Source organism: Bacillus cereus group sp. BfR-BA-01383 (assembly GCF_022663495.1).
Classification (GTDB): domain Bacteria; phylum Bacillota; class Bacilli; order Bacillales; family Bacillaceae_G; genus Bacillus_A; species Bacillus_A cereus_AU.
On the sequence record NZ_JAKUFP010000002.1, the window covers coordinates 152,477 to 166,596 of the forward strand.

The following is a 14,120-nucleotide window of genomic DNA, read 5'->3' on the forward strand; positions in this document are numbered from 1 at the left end:
TTATTTAAAACACTTTAGTCTAAATGCTGCTGCGTCACACAGTGAATCATGCCACCATACGCATACAATTCATTAACATAAATACCAACAATTCTTCTCCCTGGAAATTGTCCTTCAATGATTTGAAGTCCTAACTTGTCATGTTCATCACCGTATATAGGTACCAATACGACTTCATTTCCAATATAAAAATTCAAATACGAGCCCTTGCAGTCTGCCTCTTTTACCATTTTTCTCGTTACCGGTACTGGTATGAGCTGAAATGGCTTTCCATCTATATTTCTTGCTTGTCGCAATTCTTGATAATGTTTTTCATACGCCTCCAAAAGGTACGACTCTCCTTCCCCAAAAGGATCATATTCATAAAGAATCGTATTTTCATTTACAAAACGTGCTGCACCATCAATATGGTAATCCGTATCCTCATCATAATTGTCCTCACCGCGAATACCAGTTATCCATATAAAATTCGTTACCCCTAAATACTTCGTTAGCTCCATTTCAATCTCTTCCTGACTTAGTGTAGGATTTCGATTCTCATTTATAATAGAAGTTTTCGCTGCCATTAAGGTCCCGTTTCCGTTTGTCTCAATTCCTCCACCTTCTAGACAGACACTAGATTCGATTTTTGGAATGTTATGCATTTCACTTATTTTATTTGGAATAACAGCATCGTTTTCATACGGATATTTATCCCCCCAACCATTAAATAGCCAGTGTGTTAGGCAGAGATTTTCCTCTTTATCTTTTACAAAGATTGGTCCATTATCTCGTATCCAAACATCATCAGTTTCCTGAACTAAGAAATCAATTTTATCCATACTTACTTTCGCTTCAATTAACTTCGATTGGACATGCGTTTTTTCTTCCTCATCAAATACAACTATATGCACATTTTCTCCATAATGAAGCTCCTTTGCCATCGTTATCCAAATATCATTCAACTTAGCTCGGTAACCTTCACCTCTATGTGCTTTATCATGAGGCCATTGGAGCCATGTCCCCTCATGTTTTTCCCATTCTGCAGGCATATAAAACAAACTATTTTCTATATTTCTCATACATGTTCACCCCTTCTCTGAATGTAAGTTCAGTCTATACTTTGACATCGTGTTAAGGTCAACAAAAATATTTTCATTTGCTTATAACCACTTCATAAGGTGACTCTTTATTTCCCCTTGTAAAACTGTCATTAAAACTTTCGCATTCGGAATCTTATCGGCGCTCATTTTAGTAATTGCTTTTGTATACAGAATAAGGATTGACATAATGTTAATGTCAATCCTTATTCTCATTCTATTTTCGTAACTAAAAAACAAATTTGTGTCACATACTCCTCTACTAAACAATCACATTCTGACCCCTTTATATAGACTTCATATGGGGGACTATCTATTATATAGTCATTCCTTTCAATCCACTCTTCTAACGCTATATAAGCATAACCTATATAATCATAGCTACCATAATGCATAGTAGTAACGATTTGATGCTGATTTAGCTTTTTTATTTCGCCCCCTTGTAATACACCTTTATCATCATCCATAATCGGAATTCTTAATTCAATATCACTGCGATTTGGAATATACTCTTGATCAAAAAAAACTACGGATGGAGAGCCAACTATTTGAATGCTATTTTTTTGTACTTTCTCATATAAGTCATAAAAATAATCATCCATATCATCTATATCTATTTGTAATCTTTGAGCAATTACCGTTATTTCATTTCTCATTCCAATTAATATGTCGTAACTTCCATGGCGAGCAATATTTAAACCATTATTCATATTTACCATTTCATTCATTTCAGAAATAACCTGTAAATTTTGTTTCACCTCATGAGACAACTCTATAATTTGCTCTTGCATATGTTTAATAAATGAATTTTGATCTGATGACTGGAGAATGACTTTAATTTTCGGTAAAGGAAACTTGTACTCCCTCAGCTTTTTAATTTTCAATGCTATCTCTAGCTGCCCTTGCTCATAATATCTATAACCATTTACCGGGTTCACATATGCTGGTTTTAATATCTCCTCTTTGTCATAATGCCTTAGCATCCGTGTACTCATTTTACAAATCCGTGAAAATTCAGTAATTGTATACATATAAATACCCCTTGAATACATTTTCTTATAAGCTTATTGATTAAAACCAATCAAATATTTTTTTGATTGAAGAACCTTCATTTTGATTGTCCAACCTCTTCATTTTTGAAGGTAACAAATGACTCGGACAATACCACGTTAAACAATTCATTGCGCCTCCCATTGTTGATATTTCTCCTACATGAATTTGAATAACTTGTTTCTCCGTATACTGTTGAATATATCGTAACACTTCTCTATCTTTAGCTAATCCAAACTTAGGAACGTAAAGAGCATCACATGTTTCTAACATATTTATATATAAACCTTTTGCCGACGCTATTTCTTGATCATATTGCCCTTTCTCTGTATATGACGAAGGAACAACAATAAATTCAGCTTCTGGCATTTGCTCTTGAATAATCTCTTGAACATTATATCTAAATTCATGATCCCCTAGAAAATCACTAATAAACATTGTCTGTTCATCAATAAATTTAACCATTCCGTCTGCATGCGCAAGTACATCTCCTTCTTCAGCAGGAATAATAATAACTCGGCTCACATCTAAATCCCATTCTAATTGCTCAATAATCTCCTCTTCTGTCCAATCATCGTTATCATCAAATATGCGTTCTGTTAATATAACGGTATCTTTTTTATTCCAAATAAGATTACCACCATCTAATATTAACGGGGATTTCACATATTCAAAGTCGTTCTTTTTCAACCATTTATTAAATTGTTGATCTAAATACCGCCCTTGATCATCTGGTAAATAATTTGGTCGATATTTAAATTTAACAAGATGATCCGTTACAACTGGCGCAACATCTCTTAACCAAATATCATCATACTCAAAAAAGCTCGTATGGAATTCTTGTTCTTCAACAGATAAAGAAATCAGTTGGTCTGTAATTCCCTTTTTTTCATTTAAATTTTCATTAAAATAAATAAGTTCTTCATAAAACGGTTCATAATATTCATTTGATTCATCTGGTATCGCAGTAAAAATAATTCCCTTTTGTTCCATATATTTTACCTCGCTTTTTTTATAATAATTGAGTAGCCGATTTAAAAACGCCCGCTCTTCCCCAATACTTTTCATTACAATTTTTAAAACGTGCACATTTCTTGAATGGATTATAGCATGGGCAAATATTATATATTTATATAAAAAATATAAAGCCGTCATTAAGCCGTAAATTGACTCTTGACAAGGATTCAAAATATAAATATTTGATGATTGTAATGAATCCTATTTAATCTTTAAAATTATGAAAGCATACAATTAAATACTAGAATCATAAATCCAATCATTATGAAGCTAATTAAAATGATTTCTTTCAACAACGTTACCCCTTTTATACAAATAAAAAAGAATGCCACCTAGCCAAAAGTTCGACTATGGGACATCCCCGCCGATAATTAAACTTCCGTTTACTACTTCAAACTAATTGGTTGTTGCTGTGTCACACAATGAATCATACCGCCATTTTTATAAAGCTCTCTCACATCGATACCGACTACTTTACGATCCGGATATAACTTCTGAATCGTATCGTTTGCGATTTTATCATTCGGATCATTATAATTAGGCACCAATACCACTTTATTCCCAATATAATAATTGATGTATGATCCCTTATAATCGAGAGTTTTCCCGTTTTCTAAAGCAACGTTTTCTTTACTAAGCGGTAAGTATTCATACTTATACTTCTGTCCTGAAGCATTTTTTGCATCCAACAATGTATCCATATCTTTATTTGATAAACCCCATTCAGCCAAGTCATCTTCTTTCATCGTTACAATGGTAGATTTATCATGGAATTTAGCAAATCCATCAATATGAAAATCCGTAATATCTAAATTAGGCACGCCATCTAACCAAATAAAGTTTGTCACCCCAAGGTCACTTATATATTCTTCAATTTCCTTTTCTGATAAATCGGGATTTCTATTTTTATTCGTTACAGCACTTCGAGTTAATAAAGCAGTCCCATTACTGTCTAATTCAATTGCGCCACCTTCAAGAACAAATTCCCCCCAATCAATTCTTTCAATCCCTGATTGTTTGCTAACATTCTCACGTATACGAGCATCATTTTTATAAGGAGTTTTCTTTCCCCACCCATTAAATGCTGGATCTAATATTTTTAAATTTTTATTATTGTCATAAACAAAAATTGGTCCACTATCTCTTGCCCATACATCATCAGTAGGAGCGATGAAGAAATCAATTTTCTCCATATTCAGCCCTTTATCTATTAAAAGCTTATTGATTCGCTCCTTCTCCTCTTCATCATATGCAACAATGTGAACTTTTTCACCTTCAGTTAAAGCACTTGCCATCTTAATCCAAATAGGTTCAACTTCTTGTTTATACTCTTGACCATATGTGTATTCATGGGGCCATTGTAGCCATGTACCTTCATGTTTATCTTTTTCATCCGGCATCGTATATTTCCCGGCGTTTTTCTGTACCTCTACTTTTCCACCCTCTTTTCCTTTGACATTTTCATTGTTTCCTTCAAAAGAACAACCACTAATAATCGCTGTAGATAATGCACTTATTAAACAAAGCTTTACTATTTTTTTCACTTTTCAACCTCCTGTTCTTCTCTCCAATAATGTAAGGCTTCACATAGTGTGAAGCTCAAGCTTTTTCATAAATATAAAATTTACCAATTACTCTTCCGCATAAATTCCGTACAAATAAATGAACTTCATGTAGCATCTTTCCTCTATTTAACATTAATATCATTTAACTTCCCCCATAAATTTATTCTATTATTAACTACCTCTCCTAGCTGTTTATTCACTAAGTAGAACCTTACTAAATAAAAAAATCGGTATTGATAATTACATATCAATACCGATTTTAAAATTACTATTTTCCTTCTATTAAATCATTCGCCATTTTCCTAAACTCTTGATTAAATGCATCATTCATACCATTTTGTACGTTAGAGAATAATATTACAAACGTTCGTTTATCCCAATTAAAATTATTAAATGTGTTCCAACCAGCTAATACACCGTGGTTATGATAATAATCTGGGTAAATATAAAAACTAAATCCATATTTTCTTGCAGGTGATGCAGAAAACATATCCGTTAAGCTTTGTTTAGAAAGTAGTTTACCGTCCATAATAGCTTCATCTAACCTTTTCATATCTTCAACGGTCGTATACATTTCACCACAACCATACAGCCAGTTCATTTTTAAACGAGGTGCATCTATTAACTCATTATCTTTTTTCGTATAACCTTCCGCTAAGAAAATATCTTCAGGGAGAGTTGCCCCCATTCCAGATTCATGCATTCCAACAGGCGTAAAAATATTTTCTTTCACATATTCAGCGAGCGGTTTATTCGAAATCTTTTCTACAATATACGCAAGCACCATATAATTATAATCTGTATATTTCCATCCCGTTCCAGCAGGGAATTGCAACGTTTGCTTTCCAATCCACGTTACTAATTTTAAACGTGAAGCTGCATCAACACTACCTTGCCCCTGATCTGGCAATCCAGACGTATGTGTTAACAAATTTCGTAATGTAATGTTTTTGTCTGCCGGAAACGATGGAATATACTTATTTACATTGTCATCAATATTCAATTGCCCTTTTTCTCTTAGTTGCATGATAGATATTGCAACAACTGTTTTCGTAATAGAACCAATGCGATATTTCGTTCTGGGCGTTGTTAATACTTTATCTTTCACATTCGCATATCCGTAGCCTTTTCGTAAAATCACATGATCTTTACTAGCTACAAGAACACTACCATTAAATCCTTTATCTTTTAAATATTGATCTAGTTTTTCAGCTGCAATTTCATAACGTTTTTTTTCAGCTACACTAACTCCTTGCACATCGTCCTTTTGCTTACCGTTTACCTTTGAAAATGCCTTTATATCATATTTCTTATCTTTATTTGCATGTATTAGCGCAACGACACTACCACAAAAAACAGCAAAAATAAAGAAAACAATTAACCATTTCTTTAACATACTAGGAGCCCTCTTTTATCTAGTTTCACTTAACGTGCATCCATTCTATTCTATATCTTTTAATTTTTTTATAGTATTACTTATTATTCACTCTATTTAAACTAGATTCCTTTTTCTCATATTCAATTTTTAACTACTCTCTATTGTATTTCTTTCTTACAAAATTTCCACCATACAATCGGATACATCCAACTATAATTTCAATTTCTTATGTAACATTTGTTACATACTAAAAAGAATGGAGATGTAATATGAAAAAGACTGATAAACGCAATCGTTTAGATGATAGGATGTTTCATTATCGGGTAACGAATAATAATATAGTTTTAATTGAATATTACGGAAAACAAATTATGATCTTAAAAGGAAATGATGCTGAAAAATTTTTAAACAAAATAAATCATACGAATAACGACAAAGAAAAACAACTGATTATGGCTAAAATAACAGGTAATTTCAAAAGAGGGAATGAACGTCATTGAAAACGAATCTCATTTACACTTTGATTATACAGCATATTCAAAAAGAAATGTCGCTCATATGGCATTTCTTTAGACTTTCTTCATAAAAAATTTACATTACTAACATTCTTTTATTTTTTATTCTTCTTATATAAGCTGACTACTGAAATATTTAGTAATACAAAAATTTATGGAGTTGACTCACAATGCGTGAAAAGAAAATACGTGGTATGAAACGAAGAACAAACACTATGATAAAACGAATTGAAGAACATACAAAAACGTTCCCTTCTACTTTCCATAATGATGAATATTGGTATATGCCGTTACCTGTTTCACAAGCTTTTATCGATTCTCGTAAAACACCTAGGAAAGTAAAGCGATTATGTATGCAAACTTTATTAAATCAAGCAAATCAATTAATAAAAATGAAACCGAGTGATACACATACATATCGAGTCGTTGTTATGATTTCTATCGCAGATTTATGGGGCTCACAAATTATCGTATTTAAAAATGATGACTACTTTCATAATTTTTTCAATAGAAATAGTGAGTATCAAAAGTGGATTCCTCTTTCAAATGAATCCGATTTTTGGAAGACATGGAGAATTTCAATTTGTCATACCGTTCAAACTTTACAGTTTCAAGAGATTATTCATGATGAAGATGAATGCTTTAAAAAAGAGATTTGGTTTATTGGAGAGTTAGCGTAAAGTAGAAGAATTGTCTTATATAAGACAATTCTTCCTAGCTACTTAAAAATTACACAATAAATGATTCATTACCTCGTTAAGCACTGTATCTAAATTTGCTACCTCTACCTCTTTTTCCGAACGCCATCCAATAAAGCCATCTGGTCTAATTACTACAGCTCCTTCATGACCTATCCCATATCGTTCACGAAAAACATTTTCTTGAGCAATAAAGTCTCCACTTAAACCAATTCGACACACTTTTATATTTATTCCTAATTTAGATGACACATCATGTGCAGCTTCAGCCCAAAAATAATTTTCTACTCCAGTAAGTAATACAAAATTATTACCGAATAAGTCTAGTATAGAAACTTTCTTACCTTCAAACATTCCCCAAAAATGTGGTGCTCGTGTTCCAGGTCTTCCGTTCAACGCTACTCTATCCATTCTATGTGGAGTGGCTGAGTCATCTATAATCGCCTCTGAACAATATTGATACCCAACAGTAACAGCTAAACCGTCCATATTATTCAAACTGCCTTCCTCTCTATTGGCAGCACGGAACAGCAAACTACTCGCATAATCCGTCGTTAATTTTGCAGCAGGATACCTCTCTTCATGGTACGTTTCTAACAATTTTGGATTTGCTTGCCCTTTTATAACAGCCGCTAATTTCCATGCTACATTATGTGCATCTTGTATACCTGTATTTGAACCAAATCCTCCTGTTGGCGGCATAATATGTGCAGAATCACCAACTAAAAAAATGCGATTTCCTTGAAATTTCGTAGCTGTACTTTCAGCCGCTTCCCACGGTAAAACACTTAATATTTCCGGCTCAACATTTGTGCTCCCAATTGCTGTTTGAATAATTTGTTTACAACGTTCCATCGTAAAATCCTCTGGTCGTTCTCCTTTTAATGGGTCGTAAGCTACATGATAAATCCACTTTTTTACGTTATCGACTGGAATAAGCGCACCAAGAACCTCCGGATGAAGTACCATAGAAAAACCGAATGCGTCCCCTTGTATAAATTCACTTAAATCCGCTTCAAAATAAATATTCATATAATACCCACCGATTGTACCCCGTCCCTCGGTCGTAATCCCTAACTGCTCACGTATTTTACTTTTTGCCCCATCTGCTGCAATTACATAGTCACAATGTATGACACTTTCTTTTCCTGTTTCCCGATCTCGAATAATCGCTATTACCCCGTTTTCATTTTGCTCATAAGAAACCAGTTCATGATAAAAAGATAGCTTTCCGCCTAATTTTTCCGCGTACTGTAACATCATCTCTTCTAAAATAATTTGATAACAAGCAGTTTGTTTTGATGGACTAATCTCTTCTACTTTTTGAAGTAACTTTTCATCGTTTCCATACTGAGTCGCCCTCATTTGTGCCAACTCTTCATTATTCACCTCAGCTATTGTATGAACCGCTATTCTTCCTCGGCAATTCTCTAATGCTTTACCTGCCAACCTAATTCTATTTTCTAAACCTAACTCTCGAAATAACTCCATCGTACGAAAAGTAAGCCCACCTGCTTTCGGATGAATTGCAGTAGTTTCATGCCTTTCAATAAGCAAGTAATCAATGTTATGTTTTGCAAGAAATAACGCAGACGCTAATCCTGATAATCCCCCTCCAACAATTAAAACCGGTACGTAGTTTGATTTCATATATTTACCCTCCACATCGTTCTTCTGAGCTCAGTAACATTAATATAATCAAAAAAAACATAAAAATATAGACTTATATTTCATTTTGAATTATCATATAGATAGATTACGCCCCAAATTATTTTTATCCTTTAATACATCTACAACTCGCCTAATTTGTGTGTGTATTAAAGGATAAAAAAGAAGGGCCTACTTTACGTTGAACTATTTTCTAATGTAGACATAAAAAATAATAAAAACATTATAAGCGGTCGTATCCTTATAGATTATATAGGGTTACGACCGCTTATTTTATTGTTAAATGGCTTATCCTCTACCTTCTACAGACAACGCATTGTTAAATCATTTTCTATTTTAAAGCTTCATTCATTGTGGTATGTAAACCTTCTAATCCCTTTTCTATCCCCTATGATTTTCAATACAGAAAAATTGATTCGTCTCGATTTTCTTTCTCAATATTGCACCTCATACAACAATCATGTAGCATTACCGTATCGATATAATGGTTCATTATCTTAAACCTTTCGACTAACTACCAGGAGGCAAAGTGATTGAAATGAATAAACAAGAACAATTAAATGTTATTAAAGAAGATTTTATTAATTGTCAAAAAGTATTATTGGCAATTGGTGATGAAACACGTCAAGCTATTTTGTTAGTTCTAATGAAAACGGAATGTCAAACAGGATTACGTGTAGGAGAAATCACAAAGCAAACACACCTTTCTCGACCAGCAGTATCACATCATCTTAAAATTTTACGAGAAGCTGGTATTATTTTAATGCGTAAAGAAGGTACAAAGAATTTTTATTATATTGATATACGTACAAAATTAAGTTTATTAAAAAACCTTGTATTAGATATTGAGAAGCTATTGCAAAACTTTTATTGAAGTTTGGAGGCATAAGAAATGAAAGCAATGATAATTGATAAGTACGGGAAAGTCCCAATGCGTATGACAGAGGTGCCTACTCCTGAAATAAATGAGTATGAGGTGCTTGCGGAAATTCATGCAGCTAGTATTAACCCAATTGATTTTAAAATACGCGATGGAAAAGTAAAGATGTTGCTTAAATATGAAATGCCCCTAATCCTTGGGAATGACTTTTCCGGTGTCATCGTAAAAGTTGGAGCAAAAGTGACTCGTTTTAAAGTTGGTGATGAAATATATGCCCGTCCAAGAAAAGATAAAATCGGTACTTTTGCGGAATATATAGCCATTCATGAGGATGATATAGCCTTAAAACCAAAAAATTTAAATTTTGAGGAAGCTGCCTCGATTCCACTCGTTGGCTTAACATCCTATCAAGCATTACATGACATCATGCACTTACAAAGGGGACAAAAGATTTTAATTCACGCTGGATCAGGTGGTGTTGGTACTTTCGCTATTCAGTTAGCGAAAATAATGGGTGCTACCGTTACAACGACTGCTAGTGAAGCTGGTGCGAATTTAGTAAAATCTCTTGGCGCAGATGAAATTATTAATTACAAAACAGAAGAATTTGAAGATATACTAACAAATTATGATGCGGTATTTGACACAATCGGTGGAACAACACTTGAAAAATCATTCAACATTATAAAAAGCGGAGGCAACATCGTTTCCGTTTCAGGAATGCCTAATGCTCGCTTCGGTAAAGAATTTGGTTCCAGATTTTTTAAAACATTCTTATTTTCATTAGCAAGTAAAAAACTTACTGCACTTGAAAAAAAGCATAATGCTCGGTACTCATTTTTATTTATGAAGCCAAGCGGGGATCAATTACGTACTATTGCAAACTATATTGAAGCTGGAAAAATCAAACCAGTAATCGACAGAGTTTTCCCTTTTGAAGATGCTCAAAAAGCAATGGAATATTCGGAGTCTGGCAGAGCAAAAGGAAAAATAACTGTAAAAATTAAATAACAACAAAAACTCCATTTTAATCAATCTTTTTGAAAAATGGAGTTTTTGTATTTGCTGTAAAATAGACACAATGCACTGAAGTCCTTACAATAGATTGCAAGGGGAAATAATACATTATACTTTTGGTTAACTTTACAAAGAATACATATGTACAAATACATATTCAACACACAAAAAGGAGGAGATACAATGGCTACAAATAATAAAACAGGTTGGAATTTAGATAATAGTTATACTACTTTACCACAATCATTTTATACAGAAATCCCCCCTACTCCCGTAAGTTCACCGGAGCTAGTTAAACTAAATCATTCACTAGCGATATCTCTTGGCTTTAACCCTGAAGAACTGAAGAAGGCAGCCGAAATCGCGATTTTTGCTGGTAACGCACTCCCAGAAGGTGCTCATCCATTAGCTCAAGCATATGCTGGTCATCAATTCGGACATTTTAATATGTTAGGCGACGGTCGCGCCCTTTTAATAGGTGAACAAATTACTCCTTCAGGTGGACGTTTTGATATTCAACTGAAAGGTTCTGGTCCTACTCCCTATTCACGCCGAGGAGATGGTCGTGCCGCACTCGGTCCGATGCTACGTGAATATATTATAAGCGAAGCAATGTATGCACTTGATATTCCGACTACTCGCAGTTTAGCAGTTGTCACAACAGGTGAGCCAACATATCGTGAAACAAAGTTACCTGGAGCAATTTTAACTAGAGTAGCTAGTAGCCATATTCGCGTCGGTACATTTCAATATGCTGCAGCTCGTGGCTCAATCGAGGACATTACATCACTAGCTGACTATACGATAAAAAGACATTATCCAGAAATTGAAGCTCATGAACACCGATATACTGCGTTACTACAAGAAGTCATTAAAAGACAAGCAAGTCTCATCGCAAAATGGCAACTCGTTGGATTTATTCACGGCGTAATGAATACTGACAATATAACGATTAGTGGAGAAACGATTGATTACGGCCCTTGTGCATTTATGGACAATTACGACCAAGGAACCGTATTTAGCTCTATTGATACACAAGGTCGCTACGCATATGGAAATCAGCCATATATGGCCGCATGGGACCTCGCGCGATTAGCTGAATCTTTAGTACCGATCCTACACGAAGATGAAGAAGAAGCATTAAAGATTGCTCAAGACGAAATTTCAAAATTTAGCGTACAGTATGAAAACAATTGGTTCCTTGGAATGAAAAAGAAATTAGGACTATTTGGCGAAGATGAACAAGACAAATCACTTATTGAGAAACTTTTAAAAATGATGGAGAAATATAAAGCGGATTACACAAATACATTCCGTTCATTAACTCTCGATACATTAGAAAGTACACCACTATTTGAAAGTCCAGAATTTAAAGAATGGTACGGATTATGGCAATCTCGATTAGAAAAGCAAGAAGAATCGAAAGAGAACGCCTATGAGATGATGAAAAATAATAATCCATCAATTATCCCAAGGAACCACCGCGTAGAAGAAGCACTAGAAGCAGCTGTTACAGGTGGAGACTATAGCGTAATGGAGAAGCTTCTTGAAGCTTTATCATACCCTTATGCGTATTCTACAGACCAAGAAGCATACTGCGTTCCACCTGTGCCGACGAATCGTCCTTATCGTACTTTTTGTGGGACTTGATACTGTAATATAGAAAAAGATGTGTTTATACAAATTGTATGAACACATCTTTTTTATACGATCTCCTCTCAATGGAAAATTTAAAAATACATTTCAAGTGCCTAACCATATATTGCATCTATCCTCTTCATTTAACAAAAAAATCAAAAGCCATCCTATTCCAATTAGTTTAATAATAACTAAACAAATATTGAGAAATATAAAACCTCATTTCTAAATATTGTTATTTTTGATAATATATTTTATAAGAATATTCAAAAAGTGAGGGGATTTCATGAACGTTCAACTACAAGGTAATGAACAAGTTACGAAACTATTTAATGATTGGTATTTAGCTATGCTAAAGCAAGATGTTTTACAGGCGACGAATTTAAAGCATGAAATTGAGGAAAAGGAACTAAACTTTGATGAAGATGAAAACTTAGCATTATATCATTCCTTACTAGATTTTCGGTATAAAGTTTTAACAGATAGTTTAAGCATTTCAAAATCTAGTTTTGATAAGATAGATTCTTATGGAATCTCATCTAATCATCCACTTTCTTATTACTACCATTTGTTTAAGGCGATTCATGCTACTTTAACAACAAATTATGACTTAGCGAGTAAACATTATGAAAATGCTGAAAAACTATTAGTCAATGTTTCAGATAAACTAGAGGAAGCAGAATTTAATTACCGATTCGCTATCTTTAATCAACATTTTTATAAACCTATTGAAGCAATTCAGCAAGCAACAAAAGCCAGAGATATTTTCATGACTGAAAAAGGATTTGAGATAAAATTTGCCCTTTGCGACAATATAATTGGTTCCTCATGTGTATTTTTAAAACAATATGAACAAGCAGAGGAAAAATTCAATACTGCTCTTTCCATTTTACAAAAATTCGGCGAAAATGATTTAGTTTTAAGTGTTCGCAATAATCTAGGTTGGCTATATGCAAGTCAAAACCTTTCTTCTCCAGCAATTCGCCATTTATCAGAAGTGACAACAAAAGTTCCTACACACTTTAAAGCGCTCTTTTTGCAAGCCAGAGAACATTCTAAACTTGGTGAAATAAATATTGCTGAGGAACTTATTAAAAAAGGATTGAAAGTTTGTACAGAACTAAACAATGATGAGTATATAATTCATTTTAAAATTTTAAATTCACTTAACAATAATGAGACAACTGACGATCTAGAAAAAATTATTCTTGAAGGAATTACGTATTTCGACAAAGAATCTTTATATAACTACACTCAAGAATATTCCGAAAAGTTAGCAATAAAGCTTTATGGTGAGAATAGTCATATAAAGGCGAGTGAATATTTTCATCGCGCATTACAAGCGAAAGAAAAAACTTTTGAGAAAGGGGCATTAAAATGATTAAAAAAATTAGTTCTGTCGTTTTAGGATTGTCTGTTATCGGTATTATGTCTATTGGAATAAATAGTTCATTTACATATCAAGCAAGTCATGCCGATCTTCCTGCACCAAAAAAACCTGACTTTGTTCAATCCATTGACGTTAGTAAAGACTACAACTCAACAACAGCTGAAAAAGCACTTTAAAAAACGAAAGACCTTCAATTAAGAAGGTCTTTTTAAATGCACTTATTTA

Annotated in this window: 13 protein-coding genes; 7 read left to right on the forward strand and 6 right to left on the reverse strand. The window is 33.5% G+C overall.

Features of this window, described 5'->3' with window-relative positions; all coding sequences use genetic code 11:
- Positions 1–14: 14 nt before the first annotated feature.
- The 5 genes from MR065_RS02980 to MR065_RS03000 form a co-directional block, all read right to left on the reverse strand.
- Positions 15–1,061 carry an agmatine deiminase family protein gene (locus tag MR065_RS02980; RefSeq protein WP_242212439.1) on the reverse strand — a complete coding sequence of 349 codons (1,047 nt, stop codon included), beginning with the start codon at positions 1,059–1,061 and terminating at the stop codon, positions 15–17.
- Between the two features lie 230 nt (positions 1,062–1,291).
- Positions 1,292–2,110, reverse strand: a complete 819-nt coding sequence (locus MR065_RS02985) for a MerR family transcriptional regulator (RefSeq protein ID WP_242212440.1) — start codon at positions 2,108–2,110, stop codon at positions 1,292–1,294.
- A 40-nt stretch (positions 2,111–2,150) separates the two neighbouring features.
- A complete protein-coding gene (locus tag MR065_RS02990; RefSeq protein WP_396022357.1) occupies positions 2,151–3,218 on the reverse strand; it encodes an agmatine deiminase family protein in 1,068 nt (355 codons plus the stop codon).
- A 314-nt stretch (positions 3,219–3,532) separates the two neighbouring features.
- A complete protein-coding gene (locus MR065_RS02995; protein WP_242212442.1) occupies positions 3,533–4,690 on the reverse strand; it encodes an agmatine deiminase family protein in 1,158 nt (385 codons plus the stop codon).
- A 289-nt stretch (positions 4,691–4,979) separates the two neighbouring features.
- Positions 4,980–6,107, reverse strand: coding sequence for a serine hydrolase domain-containing protein (locus MR065_RS03000; RefSeq protein WP_242212443.1), 1,128 nt, complete (start codon positions 6,105–6,107; stop codon positions 4,980–4,982).
- Between the two features lie 251 nt (positions 6,108–6,358).
- Between MR065_RS03000 and MR065_RS03005 the strand changes: the two genes are divergently transcribed.
- The gene (locus tag MR065_RS03005; RefSeq protein ID WP_242212444.1) at positions 6,359–6,589 is read left to right on the forward strand and encodes a hypothetical protein; all 231 of its coding nucleotides are present in this window, start codon (positions 6,359–6,361) and stop codon (positions 6,587–6,589) included.
- Between the two features lie 185 nt (positions 6,590–6,774).
- The gene (locus MR065_RS03010; protein ID WP_242212445.1) at positions 6,775–7,284 is read left to right on the forward strand and encodes a DUF3916 domain-containing protein; all 510 of its coding nucleotides are present in this window, start codon (positions 6,775–6,777) and stop codon (positions 7,282–7,284) included.
- Positions 7,285–7,326: 42 nt separating this feature from the next.
- Here MR065_RS03010 and MR065_RS03015 read toward each other — a convergent pair whose 3' ends face one another.
- Positions 7,327–8,952, reverse strand: coding sequence for an FAD-dependent oxidoreductase (locus MR065_RS03015; protein ID WP_242212446.1), 1,626 nt, complete (start codon positions 8,950–8,952; stop codon positions 7,327–7,329).
- Positions 8,953–9,499: 547 nt separating this feature from the next.
- On the opposite strand from MR065_RS03015, the gene MR065_RS03020 reads away from it, so the two are divergent.
- The 5 genes from MR065_RS03020 to MR065_RS03040 all read left to right on the forward strand — a co-directional run bounded on the left by MR065_RS03020 (position 9,500) and on the right by MR065_RS03040 (position 14,071).
- Positions 9,500–9,844 (forward strand): ArsR/SmtB family transcription factor, encoded by a 345-nt coding sequence (locus MR065_RS03020; protein WP_097902697.1) that lies wholly within the window; start codon positions 9,500–9,502, stop codon positions 9,842–9,844.
- Between the two features lie 18 nt (positions 9,845–9,862).
- On the forward strand, positions 9,863–10,861 hold the full coding sequence (locus MR065_RS03025; protein ID WP_242212447.1) for an NADP-dependent oxidoreductase: 999 nt from the start codon (positions 9,863–9,865) through the stop codon (positions 10,859–10,861).
- A gap of 189 nt (positions 10,862–11,050) precedes the next feature.
- Positions 11,051–12,517 (forward strand): protein adenylyltransferase SelO, encoded by a 1,467-nt coding sequence (locus MR065_RS03030; protein ID WP_242212448.1) that lies wholly within the window; start codon positions 11,051–11,053, stop codon positions 12,515–12,517.
- A 274-nt stretch (positions 12,518–12,791) separates the two neighbouring features.
- On the forward strand, positions 12,792–13,886 hold the full coding sequence (locus tag MR065_RS03035; RefSeq protein ID WP_242212449.1) for a Rap family tetratricopeptide repeat protein: 1,095 nt from the start codon (positions 12,792–12,794) through the stop codon (positions 13,884–13,886).
- Positions 13,883–14,071, forward strand: a complete 189-nt coding sequence (locus MR065_RS03040) for a Phr family secreted Rap phosphatase inhibitor (RefSeq protein WP_242212450.1) — start codon at positions 13,883–13,885, stop codon at positions 14,069–14,071. The genes MR065_RS03035 and MR065_RS03040 overlap by 4 nt, the downstream gene beginning before the upstream one ends.
- Positions 14,072–14,120: the final 49 nt, after the last annotated feature.

Coding starts and splice junctions, on each gene's coding strand:
- MR065_RS02980 (WP_242212439.1), bottom strand. CDS start 1,061: ATGAGAAATATAGAAAATAGTTTGTTTTATATGCCTGCAGAATGGGAA.
- MR065_RS02985 (WP_242212440.1), bottom strand. CDS start 2,110: ATGTATACAATTACTGAATTTTCACGGATTTGTAAAATGAGTACACGG.
- MR065_RS03000 (WP_242212443.1), bottom strand. CDS start 6,107: ATGTTAAAGAAATGGTTAATTGTTTTCTTTATTTTTGCTGTTTTTTGT.
- MR065_RS03005 (WP_242212444.1), top strand. CDS start 6,359: ATGAAAAAGACTGATAAACGCAATCGTTTAGATGATAGGATGTTTCAT.
- MR065_RS03010 (WP_242212445.1), top strand. CDS start 6,775: ATGCGTGAAAAGAAAATACGTGGTATGAAACGAAGAACAAACACTATG.
- MR065_RS03015 (WP_242212446.1), bottom strand. CDS start 8,952: ATGAAATCAAACTACGTACCGGTTTTAATTGTTGGAGGGGGATTATCA.
- MR065_RS03025 (WP_242212447.1), top strand. CDS start 9,863: ATGAAAGCAATGATAATTGATAAGTACGGGAAAGTCCCAATGCGTATG.
- MR065_RS03030 (WP_242212448.1), top strand. CDS start 11,051: ATGGCTACAAATAATAAAACAGGTTGGAATTTAGATAATAGTTATACT.
- MR065_RS03035 (WP_242212449.1), top strand. CDS start 12,792: ATGAACGTTCAACTACAAGGTAATGAACAAGTTACGAAACTATTTAAT.
- MR065_RS03040 (WP_242212450.1), top strand. CDS start 13,883: ATGATTAAAAAAATTAGTTCTGTCGTTTTAGGATTGTCTGTTATCGGT.